Below are 24,033 nucleotides of genomic sequence, written 5' to 3'. Positions count from 1 at the left end.
CAAGGCCACGCTTTGGAGGTAATGCTTATGACAACTGCCGATACCGTTCTTGCACCTGTTGGTGCCTCCGGCTTTCTCGATCGTGAACGCACGATCGCGACGGCCGGTTTCAATCGCTGGCTGGTGCCGCCGGCGGCGCTGTGCATCCATCTCTGCATCGGCATGGCCTACGGCTTCTCGGTGTTCTGGCTGCCGCTGTCGCGCGCGATCGGCGTGACCGCACCGAAGACGTGCGGGGACATTTCGCTGTTGCAGGAGCTGTTCACGACCAGCTGCGACTGGAAGGTCGCCAGCATGGGCTGGATGTACACGCTGTTCTTCGTGCTGCTCGGTATCGCGGCCGCGGTCTGGGGCGGCTGGCTGGAACGCGTGGGCCCGCGCAAGGCCGGCTTCGTTTCGGCGCTGTGCTGGTGCGGTGGCCTGTTCCTCGGTGCGATCGGCGTCTACACCCATCAGCTCTGGCTGTTGTGGCTGGGCTCCGGCGTGATCGGCGGCGTCGGCCTCGGCCTTGGCTATATCTCGCCGGTGTCGACGCTGGTGAAGTGGTTCCCGGATCGCCGCGGCATGGCGACCGGCATGGCCATCATGGGCTTCGGCGGCGGCGCCATGATCGGCGCGCCGCTGGCGAACCTGCTGATGAACTATTTCAAGACCCCGACCTCGGTCGGTGTCTGGGAGACCTTCGTCGCGATGGGCGTCATCTACTTCGTGTTCATGATGATCGGCGCATTCCGCTATCGCTTGCCGCCGCCCGGCTGGCAGCCCGAGGGCTGGACCCCGCCGGTCAAGGCCAACGCGATGATCTCGAAGAACAACGTCCATCTCAACGACGCGCACAAGACCCCGCAGTTCTGGCTGATCTGGTGGGTGCTCTGCCTCAACGTGTCGGCGGGTATCGGCGTGATCGGCATGGCCTCGCCGATGCTCCAGGAGATTTTCGGCGGCAAGCTGATCGGCCTGCCGGACGTCGGTTTCAACGCGCTCGATGCCGGGCAGAAGGCGCAGATCGCGGCGATCGCCGCCGGCTTCGCCGGATTGCTGTCGCTGTTCAACATCGGCGGCCGCTTCTTCTGGGCGTCGCTGTCTGACAAGATCGGGCGCAAGAACACCTACTACACCTTCTTCATCCTCGGCATCGTGCTCTATGCGCTGGCGCCGACCTTCGCGGCGATGGGCTCGAAGCTCCTGTTCGTGCTCGGCTTCGGCATCATCCTGTCGATGTATGGCGGCGGGTTTGCCACCGTGCCGGCCTATCTGGCCGACATGTTCGGCACCCAGTTCGTCGGCGCCATCCATGGACGGTTGCTGACGGCGTGGTCGACTGCGGGCATCATCGGTCCGGTCGTGGTCAACTACATCCGCGAGTTCCAGCTCGCGGCCGGCGTGCCGCGCGACCAGCTCTACAACACCACCATGTACATCCTGTGCGCGATGTTGATCGCGGGCCTGATCTGCAACTATCTGGTCAAGCCGGTCGATTCGAAGTGGCACATGAAGGACGCCGATGTCGCCAAGTTGCAGGCGGCGAGCGCCAGCGCTGCAGCCGCGGGGCCGCACGGCTCCTATGGCATCGGCTTTGGCGGGCTCGACGCCAAGGCGGCGCTGTTCTGGGCTTTCGTCGGCGTTCCCTTGGCTTGGGGTGTCTGGAAGACGCTGGAGAGCGCGGTCAAGATTTTCTGATCGCCCGTTCATCGCGAGCGGGAGCGCACCATGCGCGCGCTCCCGCCGCTCGTTTCGCTTGTTTCAAAATGACCCCTGGGGGAATTCGATGATTCGTAAACTCGTTTGTGCAGCCGCCGTGCTGCTCGTCGCCGGGCGCCCTGCAATCCGCATCCGCACAGACCGCCGCGGCACCGGCCGTAACGCCGCCCGCCGCGACCGAGGCCAAGCCCGGCAAGATCAAGCTGACCGTGCAGAAGCTCAAGGACATGAAGGCCAAGTGGAGCGCCAACAAGCCGAAGCTCAAGGAGTGCCGTAAGGACGTGAAGGCCAAGGGCCTCGCGGGCGACGATCGCTGGTTCTATATCGAGGAGTGCATGGGCAAAAGCTGACCCATCAGCATCGGGGCATCGAGGGTCACCTCTAGCCTCGGCGCGGGAGCTCGATACGACTTCGCTATCGCAGCATAGGACGCCTTTATTGATCTTCGGGCCAATTCAGGCTTCGTTCTATCAGTTGGCGCGTTGGACGAACGCAAGGCCGTGTCCGGGCAGCGATCCAGGGTTGCCCTAGGGACTGCGCTTAACTGCTTCCGCGAGCATCATAATTCGCTTGGCATCTGGCATGCCAGAAGCTAGAACTAGAGCTGTTCTAAAAGACGAGATCGAGACGAATCGATGAGCCACGACGTGCACGAGGTCCGAACGTTCGAACATCCGGGCGAGGGACGGAAGCGAGCCAAGGCCACGCCCAAAGGGCGGCAGGTCGATCCGACCGCCGCGCACGAGATCGAGCAATTGCTCGGCGACCGGCCGCGGCGGCGCGATCTCCTGATCGAATATCTGCACCTGATCCAGGACAAATATCACCAGATCTCGGCCGCGCATCTCGCCGCGCTCGCCGACGAGATGAAGCTCGCTTTCGCCGAAGTGTTCGAGACCGCGACCTTCTACGCGCATTTCGACGTGGTGAAGGAAGGCGAGCCCAACATTCCGCCGCTGACGATCCGCGTCTGCGATTCGCTGACCTGCGCCATGCTCGGCGGCGAGAAGCTGCTGGAGGATCTGCAGAGCGCGTCCGGTCCCGGCATCCGCGTCGTGCGCGCGCCCTGCGTCGGTCGCTGCGATACCGCGCCTGCTGCCGAAGTCGGCCACAACTTCGTCGACCATGCGAGCGTCGCCAATGTGATGGCGGCCGCCAAGGCCGGCGACACCCACGCGCATCTGCCTGATTATATCGACTATGACGCCTATGTTGCCGGCGGCGGCTACAAGCTGCTGGGCCGCCTGCGCTCGGGCGAGCTGTCGAAGGACGATCTCTTGAAGTCGCTCGACGATGCTTCGCTGCGCGGCCTCGGCGGCGCCGGCTTCCCGACGGGACGCAAATGGCGCGCGGTGCTGGGCGAGCCCGGCCCGCGGCTGATGGCGATCAACGGTGACGAGGGCGAGCCCGGCACGTTCAAGGACCGCTACTACCTTGAGACCGATCCGCACCGCTTCATCGAGGGCATGCTGATCGGCGCACATGTGGTGCAGGCTTCCGACGTCTACATCTATCTGCGCGACGAATATCCGGCGTCGCGCGAGATCCTGGAGCGCGAGATCGCAAAGTTGCCCGCAGGCGGCCCGACGCTGCACATGCGCCGCGGCGCCGGCGCCTATATCTGCGGCGAGGAATCCTCGCTGCTGGAAAGCATCGAGGGCAAGCGCGGCCTGCCCCGCCACAAGCCGCCTTATCCGTTCCAGGTCGGCCTGTTCGGCCTGCCGACGCTGATCAACAACATCGAGACGCTGTGGTGGGTGCGCGACATCGTCGAGAAGGGCGCCGATTGGTGGAAGGGCCATGGCCGCCATGAGCGTCACGGCCTGCGCAGCTTCTCCGTGTCGGGCCGCGTCAAGAATCCCGGCATGAAGCTCGCGCCTGCGGGGATCACCGTGCGCGAACTGATCGACGAATATTGCGGCGGCATGGCCGATGGCCATCAGTTCTATGCCTATCTGCCCGGCGGCGCCTCGGGCGGCATTTTGCCGGCATCGATGGACGACATCCCGCTCGATTTCGGCACGCTGGAGAAGTACGGCTGTTTCATCGGCTCGGCCGCGATCGTCATCCTGTCGCAGAAGGACAGCGTACGCGCAGCCGCACTGAACCTGATGAAGTTCTTCGAGGATGAGAGCTGCGGCCAGTGCACGCCGTGCCGTGTCGGAACCCAGAAGGCAGCGCTGCTGATGCAGAAGCCGGTCTGGAACCGGGCATTGCTGGAAGAATTGAGCCAGGCGATGCGCGATGCCTCGATCTGCGGGCTCGGACAGGCAGCATCGAATCCGCTGTCCTCCGTGATCAAATATTTCCCTGACGAGTTCAAGGAAGCGGCCGAATGACGAAGATTACGTTCGAGCTCGACGGCAAGCAGGTCGAGGCCAAACCCGGCGAGACGATCTGGCAGGTCGCCAAGCGCCAGGGTCGCGACATCCCGCATCTCTGCTACTCACCTGCGCCGGATTATCGTCCCGACGGCAATTGCCGCGCCTGCATGGTCGAGATCGAGGGCGAGCGCGTGCTGGCGGCATCGTGCAAGCGAACGCCGTCGGTCGGCATGAAGGTGAAGACCGAGAGCGCCCGCGCGACTGCTGCGCAGAAGATGGTGATGGAGCTGCTCGTTGCCGACCAGCCGGCGCGCGAGACCTCGCACGATCCGGATTCCAAGTTCTGGCACTGGGCCGAGACCACCGGCGTCACCGAGAGCCGCTTTCCCGCCGCCGAGCGCTGGGAGACCGACGCCAGCCATCCGGCGATGCGCGTCAATCTCGATGCCTGCATCCAGTGCGGCCTGTGCGTGCGGGCCTGCCGTGAGGTCCAGGTCAACGACGTCATCGGCATGGCCTACCGCAACCATGGCTCGAAGATCGTGTTCGACTTCGACGATCCCATGGGCGAGTCCACTTGCGTGGCCTGCGGCGAATGCGTGCAGGCCTGTCCGACCGGCGCGTTGATGCCGGCCGTGATGCTGGACGAGAAGCAGACGCGCGTTGTCTACGCCGACAAGAAGGTGGATTCACTGTGTCCGTTCTGCGGCGTCGGCTGCCAAGTGACCTATGAGGTCAAGGACGAGAAGGTGATCTATGCGGAAGGCCGTGACGGCCCCGCCAACCACAATCGCCTCTGCGTGAAGGGCCGCTTCGGCTTCGACTACATCCATCATCCGCATCGCCTGACAAAACCGCTGGTGCGGCTGCCGAATGCGAAGAAGGACGCCAACGACCAGGTCGATCCGGCCAATCCGTTCACGCATTTCCGTGAAGCGAGCTGGGAGGAGGCGCTCGACATCGCCGCCAAGGGTCTCGTCAAGATCCGCGACGAGAAGGGCGTGAAGGCACTGGCCGGCTTCGGCTCGGCCAAGGGCTCGAACGAAGAGGCCTATCTGTTCCAGAAGCTGGTCCGCACCGGTTTCGGTTCGAACAATGTCGATCACTGCACCCGTCTGTGCCACGCTTCGTCGGTTGCGGCGCTGTTCGAAGGCCTGAGCTCCGGTGCGGTGTCGGCGCCATTCTCCGCCGCGATGGATACCGAAGTCATCATCGTGATCGGCGCCAATCCGACCGTGAACCATCCGGTCGCCGCGACCTTCATCAAGAACGCGGTCAAGCAGAATGGCGCCAAGCTGTTCGTGATGGATCCGCGCCGGCAGTCGCTGTCGCGTCATGCGACCAGGCATCTGCAGTTCAAGCCCGGCTCCGACGTCGCGATGCTGAATGCGATGATCAACACGATCATCACCGAAGGCTTGACCGACGACCAGTACATCGCCGGCTACACCGAGGGCTTCGAAGACCTCAAGGAGAAGATCAAGGAATTCACGCCGGAGAAGATGGAGCCGATCTGCGGCGTCCCGGCGCAGACGCTGCGCGAGGTCGCGCGCACCTACGCGCGGGCAAAATCGTCGATCATCTTCTGGGGCATGGGCATCAGCCAGCATGTCCACGGCACCGACAATGCGCGCTGCCTGATTGCGCTGGCGCTGATCACCGGCCAGGTCGGCCGTCCCGGCACCGGCCTGCATCCGCTGCGCGGCCAGAACAACGTGCAAGGAGCGTCCGATGCTGGCCTGATCCCGATGTTCCTGCCGGACTACCAGCCGGTCGGCCGCGACGACTTGCGCGGGGCCTTCGAGAAGCTGTGGCAGCAGGAGCTCGATCCCGTTCGCGGCCTGACCGTGGTCGAGATCATGAATGCGATCCATGCCGGCGAGATCAAGGGCATGTATATCGAGGGCGAGAACCCCGCGATGTCCGATCCGGATCTGCAGCATGCGCGCCACGCACTGGCCATGCTCGATCATCTCGTGGTGCAGGATCTCTTCGTTACCGAGACCGCTTTCCACGCCGACGTGATTCTGCCGGCCTCGGCATTCGCGGAGAAGGACGGCTCCTTCACCAACACCGACCGCCGCGTGCAGCTCGCGCGCCAGGTGATCAAGCCGCCGGGCGATGCGCGGCAGGATCTCTGGATCATCCAGGAGATCGGCAAGCGCATGGGCCTGCCCTGGAATTATGCCGGCCCCGGCGACGTCTATACAGAGATGGCGGAGCTGATGCCGTCGCTGAAGAACATCAGCTGGGAGCGGCTGGTGCGCGAAGGTGCCGTCACCTATCCAGCCGACGATCCGAACAAGCCCGGCAACGAGATCATCTTCACCACGGGCTTTCCGACTGCGAGCGGCCGCGGCAAGATCGTGCCGGCCAAGGTCATTCCGCCGGACGAGCTGCCCGACGCCGAATACCCGATGGTGTTGTCGACCGGCCGCGTGCTGGAGCACTGGCACACCGGCTCGATGACCCGCCGCGCCCAGGTGCTCGACCAGATCGAGCCGGAGGCGGTCGCCTTCATGAGCCCGAAGGACATGCGCAAGAAGAAGCTCGCGCCGGGCGATTTCATTCGCCTCGAGACCCGCCGCGGCGCCGTCGAGGTCAAGGTCCGCTCCGACCGCGACGTGCCGGAGAACATGGTGTTCATGCCGTTCTGCTACGCGGAGGCGGCGGCGAACCTGCTCACCAACCCGGCGCTCGATCCGTTCGGCAAGATCCCCGAGTTCAAGTTCTGCGCGGCACGGGCCGAGCGCGCGGAAATGCGAGACGCGGCGGAGTAGGGGGCAGTCGTCGTCGTTTGGCGGCATAAGGCCGGACCTAATTTCGGTGTCGTCCTGGCGAAAGCCAGGACCCATACCGCGTGATCTATCGATTGGGGTCGGTCATAGTACCGCGCACCACGAGTCTTCGCCAAACGCTATCCTGGGGTAATGGGTCCTGGCTTTCGCCAGGACGACAGCTGAAGGTGCGGCGGCACTTCGCCGCTGGCCGCACCGATGCTACACATCACCCATGTCCAAAGTCACCCCAGCTACGCGCACGCTTGACGCCGCCGGCGTTGCCTTCACCGTCCACACCTACGACTACGATCCCGACGCCGAAAGCATCGGGCTGCAGGCCGCCGCCGCGCTCGGTGAGAACCCGGCGCGTGTCCTGAAGACGCTGATGGCGCTGGTGGACGGCAAGCCGGTCTGCGTGGTCGTGCCGTCCGACCAGGAGGTCTCGATGAAGAAGCTCGCGGCGGCGGCGAGCGGCAAGTCGGCGCAGATGATGAAGCCGCCGGAGGCCGAACGCGTCACCGGTTTCAAGGTCGGCGGCATCAGCCCGTTCGGGCAGCGCAAGCCCGTGCGCACCGTGATCGAGCAGAGCGCGCTCGCGCATGACCTGGTCTATCTCAATGGCGGCCAGCGCGGCTTGCAGGTGCGGCTGAAGCCCGGTGACGTCAGGGATGTTTTGAAGGCGGTCGTTGCGGACGTGCTCGCGTGAGCCTCTCGTCTATTGTTTCTGCAACAGCTTCAGCCGGCAGCGTAGCGCTTCCCGGATATGCGCGCGTGCCAATTGCTCGGCCTTGTCGCCGTCGCGCGCGGCGATCGCGTCGATGATGGCCTGGTGCTCGCCGTGGCTGGTCTTGGGGCGTCCGGTCACGGTGAAAGTGGTCGGGCCGAGCAGGGCGATCCAGTCCTGCAACTCCCGCGAAGCGCTGTCGAGATAGCGGTTGCGCGCGGCGCGGCAGATGGCCTCGTGGAAGGCGCGGTTGAGTCTTGCCATCTCGGCGGCGTCGGTCTCTGACGCCTCGACAAAGGCCTGCTCGATATCCCTGAGTGCGTCGATTTCCGTGGCCGAGGCATGCTCGGCGGCAAGGCGCGCGGCGGCACCCTCCATGATCTCGCGCATGGCGTAGAGCTCGAGCACCTCGGAGATGTCGAGGTTGCGCACGATCAGGCCGCGGCCGCCGGCGGGCTCGACGAAGCCGCGCGCCGCGAGCCGGCCCAGCGCTTCCCGCACCGGCGTCCGGCTGACCTTGAGCCGCTGCGCGACCTCCTCCTCGCGCAGGCGGTCGCCGGCGCGGTAATTGCCGGCCTGCAGCGCCTCGCAGAGCGAGCGGAACACGGCTTCACCGAGCGCCACACCGCCGCCGCGTCCGATTGATCCGCCTGTCTTTGCCGGGCGTCTGGCCATGCATCCTCGTCGGCCGCCGAGCGCATCCTGCCCATGCAGAGATGTCGCTTGCACCGTTTCTGTATATCTTTGTATACAAAAGTACGCAATGGCGGCGCGGTTGATCCGCGCCGGCGGGCGGCAGAATGTCTCCAACTTCGTCGCTTCGGACAGACGGCATGAGCAGCAAATACGACGTGCTGGTGATCGGCGGCGGCAACGCGGCACTGTGCGCGGCGATCAGCGCCCGGCGCGGCGGTGCCTCCGTCCTCGTGCTCGAAGGCGCGCCAAAATTCTACCGCGGCGGCAACACCCGCCACACCCGCAACATGCGCTGCGCCCATGACGCGGCGACCGAAATCCTGACCGGCCCCTACACCGAGGAAGAGTTTTGGGAGGATCTGCTGCGCGTCACCGGCGGGCAGACCGACGAGGTGCTCGCGCGCCACATGATCCGCGAGTCCAAGGACATCCTGAATTGGATCGTGGAGCAGGGCGTGCGCTGGCAGCCCTCGCTCGGCGGTACGCTGAGCCTCGGCCGCACCAACTCCTTCTTCCTCGGCGGCGGACGCGCGATGCTGAACGCGCTGTACCTGACCGCTGAACGGCTCGGCGTCGACGTCGAATACGACGCCGAGGTCACCGACCTCGTGATCGAGGACGGCATGTTCCTCGCAGCGCGCCTCGAGCGGCCGATCAGGGGCGAGACCGAGATCCGCGCGACCTCGCTGGTCGCCGCGGCCGGCGGCTTCGAGGCCAACATCGAATGGCTGAAGCAATATTGGGGCGAAGCCGCCGACAATTTCCTGATCCGCGGCACGCCCTATAACCGCGGCTCGATCCTGAAGATGCTGCTGGACAAGGGCGTGCAGGAGGTCGGCGATCCCACGCAGTGTCATGCGGTCGCGATCGACGCCCGCGCGCCGAAATTCGACGGCGGCATCATCACCCGTCACGACTCCGTCGTGTTCGGCATCGTCGTCAACAAGCACGCCCAGCGCTTCTATGACGAGGGCGAGGACATCTGGCCGAAGCGCTACGCGATCTGGGGCCGGCTGGTCGCGGCCCAGCCCGACCAGATCGCCTACATCATCTTCGATTCGACCGTCGTCACGAGCTTCATGCCGACGTTGTTCCCGCCGATCGCCGGGCAGACGATTGCCGAGCTTGCCGGAAAGCTCGAACTCGATCCGGCCGCGCTGGAGAAGACCATCACCGAGTTCAACGCCGCGGTGCGCCCCGGCACCTTCGACCACACGATCCTGGACGACTGCGTGACCGAGGGCATCACGCCAGCCAAGACGCACTGGGCGCGCAAGATCGAGACGCCGCCTTATCTCGCCTATCCGGTGCGGCCCGGCATCACCTTCACCTATCTCGGCACGCGCGTGAACAAGGAGGCGCGGATGCTGATGGCCGACGGCAAGTCGTCCGCGAACATGTTCGCGGCCGGCGAGATCATGGCCGGTAATGTGCTCGGCAAGGGCTATGCGGCCGGCATGGGCATGACCATCGGTAGCGTATTCGGCCGGATCGCCGGACGGGAAGCGGCGCGCCACGCGAAGAACTAGGGATCAACAAAAAAGACAAAGGGAGAAACCATGTCGCGCATTGCCATTGCCTCGATCACGGCGCTGCTGATCGCCGGCCACGCCCACGCTGCCGAGCCGATCACCCTGCGCGACATGGGATCGTTCCATGTCGGCGGGCGTCTCGTCGAAATCTCCGGCAAGCCGGTGAAGGAGGTCATGTTCACGCCCGGCGGCGTGCCGGCCAAGGTCGATCCCAACGGCACGTACCAGGTCGAGCAGATGTACGTGCAGTATTTCCTGCCGGCCAACGAGAAGGGGAACTATCCGCTGCTGATGTGGCACGGCGGCGGACTGACCGGCGTCACCTACGAGACCACGCCCGACGGACGCGAGGGCTGGCTGAACTACTTTCTGCGCAAGGGATGGGCAGTCTACAATTCCGACGCGGTGGAGCGCGGACGCGCAGGCTGGGCGCAATATCCAGATATCTTCAAGAGCGAGCCGGTCTTCCTCACCACGGCCAACCCGTTCGAGCGTTTCCGCATCGGCGATGGGCCAAACTCCTACGATCCCGATCCCGCCAAGCGGAAGGTGCTGCCGGGCAACCAGTTTCCGGTCGCGGGCTACGAGAACTTCGTCAAGCAAAGCGTGCCGCGCTGGACCACGACGGATGATGCGACCGTCGCCGCCTACATCGCCGAGATCGATCGCGTCGGTCCGTCGGTGATCCTGTTCCACAGCCAGGCCGGCAGCTTCGGCTTCAAGGTGGCGCAAGCCCGGCCCGACAAGGTCAAGGCACTGATCGCGATCGAGCCGGCCGGCATCGGCGATCCCGCCAAGGCGGATGTGCTGAAGAACATCCCGACCCTCATCATCTATGGCGACTATATCGAGCGCGATGCCCGCTGGCCCAAGATCCGCGCCAACGGCGTCGCCTTCGCGGACGCCATCAGGGCGGCCGGCGGAAGCGTCGACATCGTCGACCTCCCGCAGGCCGGCATCAAGGGCAATTCGCATATGGTGATGATGGACAAGAACAACCTCGAGGTCGCTGGCCTGATCCAGAAATGGCTCGAGGCAAAAGGCCTGGCAAAGTAGACCCATGCACGGAACCAGAATCCTCGACGAGGCCGACCGTCTGATGACGGTCTGCAATTCCTGCCGCTACTGCGAGGGATTGTGCGCGGTGTTTCCAGCGATGGAGATGCGGCGCGCCTTCTCCGACGGCGATCTCAACTATCTCGCCAATCTCTGCCATTCCTGCGGAGCCTGCTACGTCGATTGCCAGTTCTCGCCGCCGCACGAGTTCGACGTCAACGTCCCCAAGACGCTGGCGGTCGCGCGTGCCGAGTCCTATGCGGCCTATGCCTGGCCGCAGGCTCTCTCTGGCGCCTTTGCGCGCAACGGCCTCGTCATCAGCATCGTCGCCGCACTCAGCATGGCGGCCTTCATCCTCGGCTTCGCCGCGCTCAACGACCGCAGCGTGCTGTTCGGTGTTCACACCGGCCCTGGCGCCTTCTACAAATTGATGCCGCACAATGCGATGGCGGCGCTGTTCAGCGCCGCGTTTCTCTATGCCATCCTGGCCCTCGTCATGGGCGTGCGCGCGTTCTGGCGCGCCATCGGTTCGCCGATCGGCGGACGCGCCGACGGGGGCTCGATCTTCCAGGCGATCGGCGATGCCGGCGAGCTGCGCTATCTCCATGGCGGCGGTGTCGGCTGCTACAATGAGGACGACAAGCCGACTGACCGACGCAAGCTGTATCACCACCTGACCTTCTACGGCTTCCTGCTGTGCTTTGCCGCGACCTCGGTCGCAACGCTCTATCACTATCTGCTGGGGCGCGAGGCGCCGTATCCGTGGTGGGACCTGCCGGTCGTGCTCGGCACGCTGGGCGGCATCGGTCTGATCATCGGGCCGATCGGCCTGTTCGCAGCCAGGATGCGGCGCGATCCGGCGTTGCTCGACGAGAGCCGTTACGGCATGGACGTCGGCTTCATCGCCATGCTGTTACTGACCGGTATCACTGGCATGCTGCTGCTCATCTTGCGCGAGACTGCCGCGATGGGGCCGCTGCTCGCGCTGCACCTCGGCGCCGTGTTCGCGCTGTTCATCACCATGCCCTATGGCAAGTTCGTGCATGGCATTTATCGCTTCGCCGCGCTGGTGCGTTACGCGCAGGAGCGCGGCAGCGAAGCCGGCTCTTGAGGGGGACGCGGCGCTGACGTATCTCTTGGCTCCGTTCCCGCGATGCGCGAATCGCGCAAGGAGCCTGCGCCCATGTACATGTTTCTGCCATTCTTGTTGGCTCTCGCAGGCTGCGCGTGCGTCTGGCGTTCGCGTGCGGGACTGAGCTATGCGCTCTGGAGCGCAACGCTCGCCGTCACAGTCGCCTGGTTCTTCCACCATGCGACCGATCCCCTGAAGTTCTCTTTCTGACGGTGTCGAGATGAGCACCGTGGAGACGAGCGAGCTACGACCGGTCGGCCTGATCCTGAATATGCTGGGATTGCTCGGGATCTCGTTGATCCTGATGGTCGCGTTCACCTACCAACTTGCGCTGGGCGAATTGCCTTGCCCGCTCTGCCTGCTGCAACGGGCTGGGTTCATCACAATCGGCATGGGCTTCCTGTTCAACCTGCGCCTCGGTGAGCGCCCGTCGCACTATGCGATGATCCTCATAGCCAGCCTCGTCACCGGCTTCGTTGCGATGCGACAGGTGTCGCTGCATCTGGCGCCCGGCGATCCCGGATATGGCTCGGCCTTGTTCGGGATGCACTTCTACACCTGGGCGCTCGTCGCGGCGGTAGGTGTGGTGTGTTATGTCGCGCTGGTCTTTGTCCTGAAGGATGCGACCGGCGGGCGAGAGGGGGACGCGCCCATGACCGGGCTCGCATCCAACACGGTCTTCGCAATCTTCGTGTTGCTGGTTGCCGCAAATCTCCTGTCCACCGTGCTGGAGTGCGGGGCGGGCCAGTGCGACGACAACCCGGTCCGCTATCTCCTGCTCAGGTGACAGAGGCGGCGCGGAAGCGGCCGTCGCGCAGGAAGGCGATCGTCTGTTCGATCGCGGCGGCGTGACGCGGAAGTCCGGTATGGGATGCCTTCACGACGACATGGTCGGCCATGACGGCCAGCATTGTGCTTTGCACCGATACGCGCCCGTCATTCGGTTTCGGCAGAACGAAGAGGCCGGCGACGGGATCGATGAAGCGATTTCCGGCGATCACGCCGACCGGATAGTCGATGGCGGGGAGGGCATTCGGCGCGGTCGCAGGGGTGGTGGTGAGCTCGAGGCCGGCTGGCCCGTAGAATGCGCGGTAGGGCAAAAATTCCCGCAGGAGATCGGCGACCTCGCTGCCGCTGTTCGGCGTGCCCAGCATGACGAGGCGGCCAAGCCGGGCCGGGCGGTGTCTTGCGATATAAGCGCGCGCGACGAGGCCGCCCATCGAATGCGCGACGAAATGCAGCGGCGCGTCACGTTCGGCGAAGCGCGCGATCGCCGGATGAATGTCGTCCGCGATGGCCGCGATCGGCTTGCTGCGGCTGGAATAATCGATGTTGAGTGTCGTGAACCCGCTCGCCTGGAGCGCCCGCTCCAGCTTCGTCAGGGATGCCGAGGTCCGCGCGATGCCGTGAAGCAGAACCACTCCGGGGCATCGCGCGTCGCCTGATTGAGGCGCCTCGCGCATCTGATTTATGCCACCTCGCGCTCCGGCGAGGACGCCTGCTCACGGGCCATCGTCGTCGCCGTGACATAGTCGGTCTTGCCGGTGCCGAGCAGCGGCACCTTGTCGACCACCATGATCGTTGCGGGCACGGTCAGCTCGGAGGCTCCGATCGTCTTGGCCTGGCCCTGCATCGCGCTGCGCTCGGCATTCTTCTCCGTCGTCAGCAGCACGATGCGCTCGCCCTTGCGCGGGTCCGGGATCGACACCGCGACCGAAGCGGCCTGCGGCCACAGCGCCGTCGCGACGGCTTCGACCGCCGACAGCGAGACCATTTCGCCCGCGATCTTGGCGAAGCGCTTGGCGCGGCCCTTGATGGTGATGAAGCCCGCGGAGTCGATCGCCACGATGTCGCCGGTGTCGTGCCAGCCTTCGGGAAGCTTTTCGAGCACGCCGGGATTTTCGGCCCGCAAGTAGCCGAGCATCACGTTCGGCCCGCGCACCGAGAGGCGCCCGCCTTCCTCGATGCCCGGGACCGGATCGAGGCGGCTTTCCATCAGCGGCGACAGGCGGCCGACGGTGCCGGGGCGGTTGGCCATCGGCGTGTTCATCGCCAGCACCGGCGCCGTCTCGGTGACGCCATAGCCTTCGAGGATGCGGATGCCGTAACGCTCCATGAACACCTGCCGCGTGCGGTCCTTCACCGCCTCGGCGCCGGCGATCACCAGGCGCAGGGTGCGGAAGTCGTAAGCATGCGCCGAGCGAGCATAGCCGGTCAGGAACGTGTCGGTGCCGAACAGGATGGTGGCGCCGGTCTGGTAGATCAGCTCCGGCACGATCCGGTAGTGCAGCGGGGAGGGGTACATGTAGATCGGAATGCCCGCGAGCATCGGCATCATCATTCCGCCGGTCAGCCCGAAGGAGTGGAACACCGGCAGCACGTTGAACACCTTGTCATCGGCGTTGGCGTCGACCCGCGCCAGCGCCTGCGCCGCGTTGGCGAGGATGTTGCGGTGGGACAGCACCACGCCTTTCGGCGTGCCTTCCGAACCCGAGGTGAACAGCACGACGGCCGGATCGTTGGCCTGGCGGGACACGCGCGGCGCGGTGCCTGCGAGCAGGCCCTTGATCTTGTCGGCTGTGCCGATCGAGGCGCGAAAGTCCTCGAGATAGACGACGCGGGCCTCCGCGGAGATCGCGGCCATCAGCTTGTCGAGCTTGCCCTTCTCGATGAAGGCTTTTGAGGTCAGCACGGTCTTGACCTGCGCCGCCTTCATGGCAGCGAGGACGTTGACCGGGCCGGCCGAGAAGTTGAGCATGGCCGGGACGCGGCCGATGCTCTGCAGCGCCATGAAGACGACGGCGACGCCCGCGGAGTTCGGCAGCAGCACGCCGACATTCTCGCCGGCCGCGGTGCCAGTCTCCAGCTTGCGGCTCAAAACCTGTGCGCCGAGGATCAGCTTGCGATAGGTCAGTTTGGTGCCGAGCGCGTCCTCGATGATCACCTTGCCGGTGTCGCGATCGCGATAGGCGTGTCCGAGTGCCTCGAACAGGGTGTGATCGAGCATGGCGTTCTTCACCATCGCATCGATCATCACGTCCTGAAGCGCGGCGCCGGCGGCATTGCGGCGCGCCTTGCCCTTCAGAGATGCATCGACCGGCAGCTTGACCGGAGGCAGGATGGTGACCGTCACGCGCGGAAACCACGAGCGCTTGATCTGGCTGCTGTTGAGGTAGCTGAGATGCGAGCGCTGTGCGCCTTCGATGCGGACCGGAACGACCACCGCGTCGGCCTTGTCGGCGATCATCGCGGTGCCGTCATAGACCTTCATCAGCGAGCCGGAGACGGTGATGCGCCCTTCCGGGAAGATGACGACAGGCTCGCCGGCGGCAACGAGCTTGATCAGGTCACGTGCGGCCAGCGGCTTGCTCGGGTCCATGGTGTAGTGCTTGACCACGCGCAGGAACGGCTTGGCCCACCAGGCCTTCGCGATGCCGGTATCGACCGCAAAACTCGCGTCGATCGGCAGGACGGCGTGCAGCAGCGGGCCGTCGATCAGGCTGACATGGTTGGGCGCGATCAGCATGCGCGTGCCCGGAGGCGGCAAATTCTCGAGGCCACGCACCTCGGTACGGAACAGCGCGCGGAACAAAAGTCCGCCAGCATCGCGCACGCCTTCCTTGCCCCACTTGGTCAGCACGAACCACACCGCGCCGAAGCTGGCAACGCCGAGGCCGAAGAAGATCCAGCCGACATGCAGCCCGCCCGCCTGCAGCAGCGCGACGAACAGCGAGCCGATCACCATGAAGGCGGCTTGCAGCACGTTGCCGGCGGCGATGATGCGGGCGCGCTCGGAGGGGACCGACCAGGCCTGGACCGCAGCGAAGGACGGGACCACGAACAGGCCACCGCCGAATGCGAAGGCGACGAAGTCGGCCAGCATGCGCAGCCCCGCGAACGAGGTCGCGAAATCGACCGCGGTGATGTCCTGGCCCTTGGTGGTCACACCGATGGCCCAGGCGAGATCGAGGCCGGCAAACCCCATGATGATGGCGCCGATCGGCACCAGCGCGAGGTTGGGACGAACGTGGCTCAGGCTTGCGGCAAACAGCGAGCCGATCGCGATGCCGATCGCGAAGATCGCAAGACACAGCGTCACCACGCCCTCGGTACCACCGACCACCTCCTTGATCAGCGCCGGCAGCAACGACAGCACGATGGCGCCGACCAGCCAGAACCAGGAGACGATCACGGTGCCGTCCCACAGGCGGTGGTCGGCGTAGAGTGTCTTCAGCAGGCTGAGCGTCGAGGTCCAGGGATTGGCATCGACGGGCAGATCGGGCGCGGACGGCGTTGTCTGCGGAATGCGGGAGGCGAACGCCCAGGACAACAGGGCCAGCACGACCACGGCCGATGCGACCCAGCCCATATGCGCGGAGCCCGCCACGAACTGGCCGCCGGCGACGGTGCCGAGCAGGATCGCCATGAAGGTCGCGCCTTCGACCAGCGCGTTGCCGGTCGCGAGCTCGCCGAGCTCGAGCTGGTCCGGCAGCATGGCGTACTTCACGGGGCCGAACAGGGCGGCGATGGTGCCGAACAGCGCGAGCGCTGCGAACAGCAGCGGCACCGAATGTAGGAAGAAGCCGGCGGCGGCAAAGCCCGCGGCGAAGATCTCGACGAATTTGAGCCGCCGCGCGACGACGGATTTGACGTATTTGTCGGCGAGCTGGCCGCCGAGCCCGGACAGGATGAAATAGGGGAAGATGAAGACGGCGCCTGCCACCGTCACCAGCGCATCGCCGTGACCGGTCGCGGCGCTGTAAAGCAGGATGATGACGAGTGCGTTCTTGAGCACGTTGTCATTGAGCGCCGAAAAGAATTGCGCCCAGAACAGCGGCGCGAAGCGGCGTGACGACATCAATTCCCTGATCATGACTAGTCCTGTTTTGGAAAGGCAGCCTGAGGTTGATACGTTGGCGGTGAAAGTGTCACGACCGGAAGGGCGTGGGACGAACGATTGCAGAGTGACTGTTGTCGTCGGTCTGCTCTGTCCCCTTGGTCCCTCTGATCCTGTTGGTCTCCAAATGGTCTCGTTAGGTTCGCAAATTCCTGACGCGGCCACGTCGGCTTTGGGCGGAAAGGGCCGCGCTGACCCGGATATGCGACGGGCCGTGAGCAAAAACTGAACCGCATTGGTAAGGCCCGCGACATCGGCTGCGAATGTCGGGACATGGTAAGTCCTTCATTGCAGCCTTTTCTTGCATTCGAACCGCTTCATCCCGCGCGTTTCAGGTGAGATGGGCGAGGTGGCGAAAGGGCGAGAGGCGACCAAGCAGGCTGAACCTGTGGCCATCGCGACGGGCGCGGCCGCGGTTGGCGCGCCACATCCGGAAGGTCGCGCGCCGCTCGGCGAGCACGCCGGCAATGTCGCAGGCGTTGGCGATGCGATCGATCGGCGCCATCGCGAACTTGAGCAGGGCCCGGCCGAGGCCGGTCACGAGGGCTGCGGCGTCATCGATGAAGGTGGCGGCGATATCAACAGCGAGGGTTTGCATTTTGCAGGTCTCCGGGTTAAATTGAACAATGTTCACATGAGTAGCTTGAAAATGAACAATGTTCAAGAAGAATCGCTGCGAGATCAGAAAAAAAATCGGCGCCGGCTCCAGATCCTGGAGATCGCCCGCGGCATTATTGCATCTAAGGGATTGAAATCACTAAAGGTTCGGGACGTCGCGGAGGCCGCAGGGTGCTCGGTCGGCAGCGTCTATAACGAGTTCGGCGACTTCGACGGGGTGATCCTGACGGTCAATCGGGAGACCGTTCAGGCGCTCACGGCGCGGCTGCGCGGGGTTCCGGCGGAGAATCCCGTTCGCCAGCTCTACGGGCTTGCCGAGACCTATCTCGAATTCTTCGCGGAGCATGCCAATCTGCTGCGGTCGCTGTTCGAGCACCGCATGGAGGACGATCGGCCCTATCCGGACGACATCCTTCAGATGGTGATGGACGCCTTCGCGCTGATGCACCCGCCCCTGGTGCGGGTGCTACCGGATGCGGACGACGTCAAGATCGCGCTGCTGTCGCGCACCCTGTTCTCCGCGGTGCACGGCATCATCTCGCTCGGCCTCGAGGAGCGCATGGTGGCCGTGCCGCCCCAGATGCTGCGCCAGCAGGTCGAGCAGTTCGTGGACGCCCATCTCGCCGGCCTCGGCATTCTGCCGGTCGGCGCACGGCTGTCTCGATGAGGCGCCGCCACTACCAGGCGTATCGCAGGCTGGCAGTGCCGGAATAGGTCGTGCTGCGCGCCGCGAACTCGCCGTCGAACTTGGCGGATAGCGCGACGCCGTTCGAAAACTTCAGCTCGGCGCCGGCGGACGCGAGCGCGGCGTCCTTTGCCGGCGTCGCGCCATTGACGATGAAGCTCGCGCCGGGCAGCGTCTGGAATGCAGCGACGAGCGTCGGATCGCTGACCCAATCATGCGCCCAGGCCGCGCGACCACGCAACGTCAGGACCGAAGTCGGCGTGACCAGCGTCGCGCGATCGAAGCGCGCGCCGACCTCGCTCCGCGTGCTGCTGGCGGTGCGTCCCTGATAGGTCAGACCGAAGCCGCTGCCGGCCAGATCAGTCTCGGTATAGGTCGGCGTGCGAAACGCCTGCGCCTGCGCTGCCGCGTAGGGCGTGATGCCGCCGACCGGCGTCGCGAAGCGATAGCCGCCCTCGATGCGGCCGCCGACGGTCTGAGCCTCGAACTTTGCAGTGAGCTGGTTGCCGAACGGCGCGAGGCGATCGGTCGACATCCAGTGATTGGCCACGGCGAGCGAAGCCGCGAAATAGGCCGGACCGGTACGCACCGCGGTGTAGACGCCCGCCTGCATCGCATCGCTCTTGCCGCCGCCGATCGCCTGCGCAAGATCCCATTTGGTGCCGCCGCCCGAGAGCGCGAAGCCGACCAGCGCGTCGCGGCTGAAATGGTAGTCGGCGCCGGCCGCGACGCCGGCCGCGCGCGCGTTGAGGTCGTGGCTGCCGATGACGACGGGGTCGCCGCTGGTGCGGTTGGTGCCGCCGAACGCCGTGCCCCAGGCCGTCCAGCGCTCCGCAAAGTTCGGAGCCTTTGCCGCCGGCGCGCCCAATACCTTGTTGTAGGCGAGAGCGATATCGCCCGGCATCGCAGCGCGATCGGGGCTGAAGCCGAGTGCGGCGTCGCCCGTGCCGATGTTCACGCCCCCGCGTCCGCTGACGAATGGATCGAGCATGAGGCCGAGGAATTGGCTCGTGAACTGGAAGGCGCCCTGCTGGGCCCCGGTCGCGGCTTCTCCTGAAAGCTGGTCCAGATTGTAACGGAGTTGGGCGTCGCTCTGGCCGGCAAGAGACGAGAGAAAGGGCAGGTTGGAGCCGAACGCACTCAGCGCGCCGGCCACGGCCTTCTGGTTCTGCGTCTGAGCGACCGAGAGGAACGCGGCATTGTTGTAGTTGAGCGTCAGAAAGACGTTGAACCCGTCATAGCTGAGGGCGGAGGTGAAGAACTGCGGATTATAGCCGCTGATCGTCACACCGGAGAAGGCGCCGGTGAGGCCGCTCGGCGTGGTCAGGATCGTATATTGCGTCGATGCGCCGTAGGCGCCCGCAAGCGTGGTGACGGCGACTGTGCCGCCGTTCAGCGTCGCGCTCACCGCAGCGATCTTGCCGGATTGTCCGGCCGCGTTGACGGAGATCGCATAGGTCGAACCGGCGTTGAAGGTGGCATTGCCGTAGCTCGCGAGCGCATCGAAATTGCTGGGCGCGACCCTGCCGCCCGACAGCACGACGAGATCGCCGACATTGCCGTTGCCGCCAAGCGTGCCGCCGCTGCTGACCGTCGTCACAACATTAGGCATTGCGCCGTTGACGATGAGGGTACCGGCCTGGACGTTCATGATCGCTGTGTCTGTCGTCGAGCCGGTCAGTGTCCAGGTGGAGCTGCCGGTCTTTTCCAGCGCCTCGAATTCCCGGAACTGACCGGCCGCGCCGAATATGCTGAGATTGAACGCTGCGTTGGCGGCCCCGCCCAAGCGCAGCGTGTCCGTTCCATTGCCGCCCAGGACCCAGCCCGTGATGCCCGATCCGGCACGCAGCTCGAACACGTCGTTGCCTCCTTTGAGGTCGGCCGCCGTGCTGACGCCACCGCTGCTGATGGTGCCTGAGTTGATGATGGTGTCCTGATTGGCCGAGCCGATGATTGCCGTGCCCGAGGCACTCGATATCGTGCCGGCATTGGTGATGATATTGCCGTCGGCTGCGCCGCTGAGATCGACGGCCGCGACATTGATGGCATGGACAAAGCCGCTCGACAGGATACTCGCCTGATTATTCGCCGACCCGGCGCCGATGCTGATGCCGATGGCTCCGGTAAAGCCGTTTCCGACCGTACCTCCGATTGCGATGACGTTGTTGCTCGAATTGGCCAGAGCTAGCGCCGACGTGCCGAGGCTCGATGACCCAACGATAGCGCCGGCGTCCACGGTGATGGTATTGCCGCCACCGCCGATCACTGCGATGCCGTCGCTGTTGGCGGACGTGACCGTTGCGTTGTTGAAGACCTTGATGGCGCTATTCGATGCCGCTTCGAAGACAATGCTCGCAAAGGTGGGGTCGTTCAGGGACGTCGCAGTGCCGTCGCCGATGTTGACGGTCACACCGCTGACCACGGGTGCCGTCTTGACCTGGGTGTTGCCCGCCCCGGTGCAGGTGATCGAATCGCCTGACTGAAGCGTCGTCTGAGAACCGCTTCCGCTAATCACACAGGCCGCTGCAGCGGGGGCGGTAAACCAGGTCAGCGTGCTAGCCGTGGCAAGAGCACTGATTGCGGTGCTCACAAGAAACGCAGGCCGCCGATACGCCTTCGCGCGAGGGACATCCGGCGGGGTGAACGAAGCATTCCAAGGCACCTGCGAATTCCTTTTATCGTTCGGGCCGGACGGAATCCGGCCGCAACGCTGGGCAGTTGCCATGCTTAGTGGTGGAGGCCCTGGCCTTCTTGGACCAGCGCGCAAAGCGATGTGTCGAAATGCGAAAGAGGCAACCTTTCCGGAAAAATGTGGCCAGGGCGCCACAACGGGGCCGTCCCGCAGCGTTTGCCCCTCATGCCAGACCTGATCAGGGCGCCATTACGTATGGCTTGGAGCGCACTCGGCCTGATCTCACGTGTCCGAGCGGTGGGTCCTCGTGCCCGACGAGATGCAGCAGCTCGCGGACGGCTATCAGCCCCGTGCCGCGACGGCTTCGCGCGCCCGGGCGGCAACGACGACGACGTCCGGTCTCACGCTGTCGACCTGAACCCGGTTGCGGCCCTTTTCCTTGGCGCGATAGCAGGCGGCATCCGCGCGGCGCATCGCCTCCTCGAGCGTGGTGTCGCGGTCGGTGATGCAGGTGACGCCGACGCTGGCGGTCACCGCGAAGCAGCGATCGTCCCAGGCGAAGTTGAACAGCTCGAGCGACCGCCGTAGCCGTTCGGCGATATCGACGGTGTTCGACGGCGAGCACTGGGGCAGGATCAGGCCGAACTCGTCGCCGCCGAGCCGGGCCACCAGGTCATGCGGCCGTCGGTCCTGTTGCAGGAGGCTGGAGACCTGGCAGAGCAGGCGGTCGCCTGCGAGATGGCCGCAGCTGTCGTTGACGTTCTTGAACTGGTCGAGGTCGAGCAGGATCAGTCCCAGCGGACCCGCCGCGACATTGTCCAGCTCGCCCTGCAGGCGCGCCTCGAAGGCGCGGCGATTGGAAAGGCCTGTCAGCCAGTCGTGCGACGCCTGCCAGGCGAGACGCTCCTTCTCGGCATAAAGTGCGTCCTCGAAGGCCTGTCGTTGCAGCACCAGTCGGCGTGTGTGCCAGATCAGGAGCAGGATCAGAGACGCCGCGGTCGCGATATTGATGCAGGTGAGCGTCACCTTGATGGCGCGGGAGCCTTCGCCGAGCACAGTGGAGAAGCGCTTGGCATGCACCGTGAACTGGGTGTTGAGCTCCGAGAGCCGCGCCGACAGGAATTGCAAGCGGCCGTTGTCCTGAACGGGGCCCTTCGCCAGCTCGGACCGGATGACCTCGCCGAAGACGCTCAGCTCCAGCAGCATGGGATCGGTGGCGGCCCACTCGCGGATCGCTTCCTGGAGGAAGCTGACGCCATTGAAGTAGCGAAACAACCAGATCAATCCCGGAACGTCATCAGGATGGTTGCCGCCTTGCAGGAAGCCGATGCGGGCGGCCTCGACGTCGACCGGATCGCGCTCGAGCGCCCAGCGTGCGAACTCGTCGCCGATGGGAACGGCGAGCGAAGCCTGGTAGTGCGCGAACTGGCTCGGTTCGCCCGAATGCAGATAGAGATTGAGGAAATAGACCGCGTTCTTCTGCGAGCGCGACCATAGCGCTTCGCCCGCGACATAGGCGCGGACCGATGACATCACTTCGAGGCTGAATCCCGCAATCGTCGCCTGGAGCACGACGACCATCACGAAAGGCGAGACGAGCTTGATGACGTGAAGGAAGCTGCGTCCCTTCGTCGACGACGCTGTTCTGCGAAACACCCTGCGTTCCCCAAATCGCTCAACGACCCCAGCGGAGCGTTGCGCCTGCAACGCAAAGTAGAGGAGAAGGTTGCTTAACCCGAGCTGAAACAGCGCAGGACCACATCGCAGGGTGAAGGCGCTGTGAAGCGCATGGCCGCAGATCGCTTCAAATACCATTGAAGCGGAACTGGCGCGGTCTCGGCGAACCAATGCCGCGCATTCGTCGCGTGCGATTTACCCGATCGAGAGAATTGCTAGACCAGCACCGGCTTGCGCACGCGGCCGACGTCGCCGAACACGCGCAAGTAACGCTCGATCTCCGAGGGCAGGCCGGTTGCCTTCTCCGGATTGTCGGAGAGCTTGACGGCCGGATGGCCGTCGACCGACGACACCTTGCAGACCAGCGAGATCGGATCGAGATTGAACGAGCCGTCCGGGGGGCAGCCGACGAAGTCGTTGGTGAGGTTGGTGCCCCAGCCGAACGACAGCCGCACGCGGCCGGTGAAATGGTGATAGGTCTCCTCGATCGAGCCGACGTCCATCGCGTCGGAAAAGACGAGCAGCTTGTCCCTGGGGTTGCGGCCCTTCTTCTCCCACCAGGCGATGATCTCCTCGCCGGCCTGGATCGGTGGTGCGCTGTCGGGGCGGAAGCCGGTCCAGTCGGCGACCCATTCCGGCGCATCGCGCAGGAAGGCCTTGGTGCCGAAGGCATCGGGCAGTGCGATCAGGAGGTTGCCGCCATAGGTCTGGCGCCACTGGTCGAGGATGCGATAGGGCGCCCAGCGCAACTCCTCGTCGTCCTTGGCAAGCGCAGCCGCGACCATCGGCAGCTCATGGGCGTTGGTGCCGATCGCTTCGAGATCGTTGTCCATCGCGAGCAGTACATTGGACGTGCCGATGAAGGAGGAGCCCAGGCCTTCCTTCACCGCCTCGACGCACCAGCGCTGCCACAGGAAGCCGTGGCGGCGGCGGGTGCCGAAGTCGGAGAGCCGCAAGTTCTCCAGCTTGCGCAGCCGCTCGACCTTGGTCCACAGCTTGGCCTTGGCGCGGGCATAGAGAACGTCGAGCTCGAAGCGGCCGCGGCCCTTCATCGCCGCGCGCGAGCGCAGCTCGTTCAAGATCGCGAGCGCGGGAATCTCCCACATCGAGGTGTGGGTCCACGGTCCGTGGAAGTGCAATTCGTACTGGCCATCGACCTTGCGCAACTCGTATTCGGGAAGGCGGAATTCGGCGAGCCAGCGGATGAAATCCGCCGAGAACATGTGGGTCTTGCCGTAGAACGTGTTACCGGCAAGCCAGATCAGCTCTTTCTTGGTGAAGCGAATGGTGCGGGCGTGGTCGAGCTGGGCGCGCAGCTCGCCTTCGTCGATGATCTCGGCGAGCCGCACATGGCGCGAGCGGTTGATGACCGAGAAGGTCACCTGCTGATCCGGGTAATCTTCCCGAATCATTTGTAACATCAATAGCTTGTAGAAGTCGGTATCAAGCAGGCTGCGGATGATGGGATCCAGCCGCCAGCTGTGATTGTAGGTCCGGCTCGCAATGTCGGTCACTGTCATGGGGCAATTCTAGCGTGGCGGCCCCCGCCCAACCAGTGGGTTTGGCGAGGGGCTGGCTT

At 64.9% G+C, this 24,033-nt stretch carries 16 protein-coding genes and 1 pseudogene; 11 read left to right on the top strand and 6 right to left on the bottom strand.

Translation table 11 applies throughout. The features are described 5' to 3' along the window. Positions 1-27 precede the first annotated feature (27 nt). From ACVJ19_RS41755 to ybaK, 5 genes and pseudogenes are all read left to right on the top strand, one after another. Complete coding sequence (locus tag ACVJ19_RS41755) at positions 28-1,680, top strand: OFA family MFS transporter (protein WP_018643994.1); 1,653 nt, start codon at positions 28-30, stop codon at positions 1,678-1,680. 88 nt (positions 1,681-1,768) lie between these two features. Then, positions 1,769-2,051 (top strand): annotated as a pseudogene (locus ACVJ19_RS41750) (hypothetical protein). Between the two features lie 285 nt (positions 2,052-2,336). Then, positions 2,337-4,040, top strand: coding sequence for an NADH-ubiquinone oxidoreductase-F iron-sulfur binding region domain-containing protein (locus ACVJ19_RS41745; protein WP_453954867.1), 1,704 nt, complete (start codon positions 2,337-2,339; stop codon positions 4,038-4,040). Next, a complete protein-coding gene (gene fdhF, locus ACVJ19_RS41740; RefSeq protein WP_453954866.1) occupies positions 4,037-6,805 on the top strand; it encodes a formate dehydrogenase subunit alpha in 2,769 nt (922 codons plus the stop codon). The genes ACVJ19_RS41745 and fdhF overlap by 4 nt, the downstream gene beginning before the upstream one ends. A 232-nt stretch (positions 6,806-7,037) precedes the next feature. Next, positions 7,038-7,511, top strand: a complete 474-nt coding sequence (gene ybaK / locus ACVJ19_RS41735) for a Cys-tRNA(Pro) deacylase (protein ID WP_453954865.1) — start codon at positions 7,038-7,040, stop codon at positions 7,509-7,511. 9 nt (positions 7,512-7,520) lie between these two features. On the opposite strand, the gene ACVJ19_RS41730 is transcribed toward ybaK, so the two are convergent. Beyond that, positions 7,521-8,204 (bottom strand): GntR family transcriptional regulator, encoded by a 684-nt coding sequence (locus tag ACVJ19_RS41730; protein WP_453954864.1) that lies wholly within the window; start codon positions 8,202-8,204, stop codon positions 7,521-7,523. A gap of 158 nt (positions 8,205-8,362) precedes the next feature. Here ACVJ19_RS41730 and tcuA point away from each other — a divergent pair, with 158 nt between their 5' ends. The 5 genes from tcuA (at position 8,363) to ACVJ19_RS41705 (ending at position 12,732) form a co-directional block, all read left to right on the top strand. After that, the gene (gene tcuA / locus ACVJ19_RS41725; RefSeq protein ID WP_453954863.1) at positions 8,363-9,754 is read left to right on the top strand and encodes an FAD-dependent tricarballylate dehydrogenase TcuA; all 1,392 of its coding nucleotides are present in this window, start codon (positions 8,363-8,365) and stop codon (positions 9,752-9,754) included. 30 nt (positions 9,755-9,784) lie between these two features. Beyond that, complete coding sequence (locus ACVJ19_RS41720; protein ID WP_453954862.1) at positions 9,785-10,813, top strand: esterase; 1,029 nt, start codon at positions 9,785-9,787, stop codon at positions 10,811-10,813. Between the two features lie 4 nt (positions 10,814-10,817). After that, a complete protein-coding gene (tcuB, locus tag ACVJ19_RS41715; protein WP_453954861.1) occupies positions 10,818-11,924 on the top strand; it encodes a tricarballylate utilization 4Fe-4S protein TcuB in 1,107 nt (368 codons plus the stop codon). 72 nt (positions 11,925-11,996) lie between these two features. Then, a complete protein-coding gene (locus ACVJ19_RS41710) occupies positions 11,997-12,155 on the top strand; it encodes a DUF5993 family protein (protein ID WP_453954860.1) in 159 nt (52 codons plus the stop codon). Between the two features lie 10 nt (positions 12,156-12,165). Beyond that, a complete protein-coding gene (locus ACVJ19_RS41705; protein WP_453954859.1) occupies positions 12,166-12,732 on the top strand; it encodes a disulfide bond formation protein B in 567 nt (188 codons plus the stop codon). On the opposite strand, the gene ACVJ19_RS41700 is transcribed toward ACVJ19_RS41705, so the two are convergent. After that, the gene (locus tag ACVJ19_RS41700) at positions 12,725-13,408 is read right to left on the bottom strand and encodes an esterase/lipase family protein (RefSeq protein WP_453954858.1); all 684 of its coding nucleotides are present in this window, start codon (positions 13,406-13,408) and stop codon (positions 12,725-12,727) included. The genes ACVJ19_RS41705 and ACVJ19_RS41700 overlap by 8 nt on opposite strands. A gap of 5 nt (positions 13,409-13,413) precedes the next feature. Next, positions 13,414-16,818 carry an acyl-[ACP]--phospholipid O-acyltransferase gene (locus ACVJ19_RS41695; RefSeq protein WP_453954857.1) on the bottom strand — a complete coding sequence of 1,135 codons (3,405 nt, stop codon included), beginning with the start codon at positions 16,816-16,818 and terminating at the stop codon, positions 13,414-13,416. 673 nt (positions 16,819-17,491) lie between these two features. Here ACVJ19_RS41695 and ACVJ19_RS41690 point away from each other — a divergent pair. Continuing rightward, complete coding sequence (locus ACVJ19_RS41690; RefSeq protein WP_453955314.1) at positions 17,492-18,127, top strand: TetR/AcrR family transcriptional regulator; 636 nt, start codon at positions 17,492-17,494, stop codon at positions 18,125-18,127. A gap of 10 nt (positions 18,128-18,137) precedes the next feature. Here ACVJ19_RS41690 and ACVJ19_RS41685 read toward each other — a convergent pair whose 3' ends face one another. The 3 genes from ACVJ19_RS41685 to pncB all read right to left on the bottom strand — a co-directional run bounded on the left by ACVJ19_RS41685 (position 18,138) and on the right by pncB (position 23,974). Continuing rightward, the gene (locus ACVJ19_RS41685) at positions 18,138-20,660 is read right to left on the bottom strand and encodes an autotransporter outer membrane beta-barrel domain-containing protein (protein WP_453954856.1); all 2,523 of its coding nucleotides are present in this window, start codon (positions 20,658-20,660) and stop codon (positions 18,138-18,140) included. 459 nt (positions 20,661-21,119) lie between these two features. Then, on the bottom strand, positions 21,120-22,433 hold the full coding sequence (locus tag ACVJ19_RS41680; RefSeq protein WP_453954855.1) for a GGDEF domain-containing protein: 1,314 nt from the start codon (positions 22,431-22,433) through the stop codon (positions 21,120-21,122). A gap of 236 nt (positions 22,434-22,669) precedes the next feature. Then, positions 22,670-23,974: a nicotinate phosphoribosyltransferase gene (gene pncB, locus ACVJ19_RS41675; protein WP_453954854.1), complete on the bottom strand. Its 1,305-nt coding sequence runs from the start codon at positions 23,972-23,974 to the stop codon at positions 22,670-22,672. Positions 23,975-24,033 lie beyond the last annotated feature (59 nt).

Source organism: Bradyrhizobium sp. USDA 376, from assembly GCF_054063675.1.
Note: the sequence above shows the minus strand (reverse complement) of the source record. Positions and strands in the feature narration are given on the sequence as shown.

Coding starts and splice junctions, on each gene's coding strand:
- ACVJ19_RS41690 (WP_453955314.1), top strand. CDS start 17,492: ATGAACAATGTTCAAGAAGAATCGCTGCGAGATCAGAAAAAAAATCGG.
- ybaK (WP_453954865.1), top strand. CDS start 7,038: ATGTCCAAAGTCACCCCAGCTACGCGCACGCTTGACGCCGCCGGCGTT.
- ACVJ19_RS41755 (WP_018643994.1), top strand. CDS start 28: ATGACAACTGCCGATACCGTTCTTGCACCTGTTGGTGCCTCCGGCTTT.
- ACVJ19_RS41695 (WP_453954857.1), bottom strand. CDS start 16,818: ATGATCAGGGAATTGATGTCGTCACGCCGCTTCGCGCCGCTGTTCTGG.
- ACVJ19_RS41730 (WP_453954864.1), bottom strand. CDS start 8,204: ATGGCCAGACGCCCGGCAAAGACAGGCGGATCAATCGGACGCGGCGGC.
- tcuB (WP_453954861.1), top strand. CDS start 10,818: ATGCACGGAACCAGAATCCTCGACGAGGCCGACCGTCTGATGACGGTC.
- ACVJ19_RS41745 (WP_453954867.1), top strand. CDS start 2,337: ATGAGCCACGACGTGCACGAGGTCCGAACGTTCGAACATCCGGGCGAG.
- fdhF (WP_453954866.1), top strand. CDS start 4,037: ATGACGAAGATTACGTTCGAGCTCGACGGCAAGCAGGTCGAGGCCAAA.
- ACVJ19_RS41720 (WP_453954862.1), top strand. CDS start 9,785: ATGTCGCGCATTGCCATTGCCTCGATCACGGCGCTGCTGATCGCCGGC.
- ACVJ19_RS41710 (WP_453954860.1), top strand. CDS start 11,997: ATGTACATGTTTCTGCCATTCTTGTTGGCTCTCGCAGGCTGCGCGTGC.
- ACVJ19_RS41700 (WP_453954858.1), bottom strand. CDS start 13,408: ATGCGCGAGGCGCCTCAATCAGGCGACGCGCGATGCCCCGGAGTGGTT.
- ACVJ19_RS41705 (WP_453954859.1), top strand. CDS start 12,166: ATGAGCACCGTGGAGACGAGCGAGCTACGACCGGTCGGCCTGATCCTG.
- pncB (WP_453954854.1), bottom strand. CDS start 23,974: ATGACAGTGACCGACATTGCGAGCCGGACCTACAATCACAGCTGGCGG.
- tcuA (WP_453954863.1), top strand. CDS start 8,363: ATGAGCAGCAAATACGACGTGCTGGTGATCGGCGGCGGCAACGCGGCA.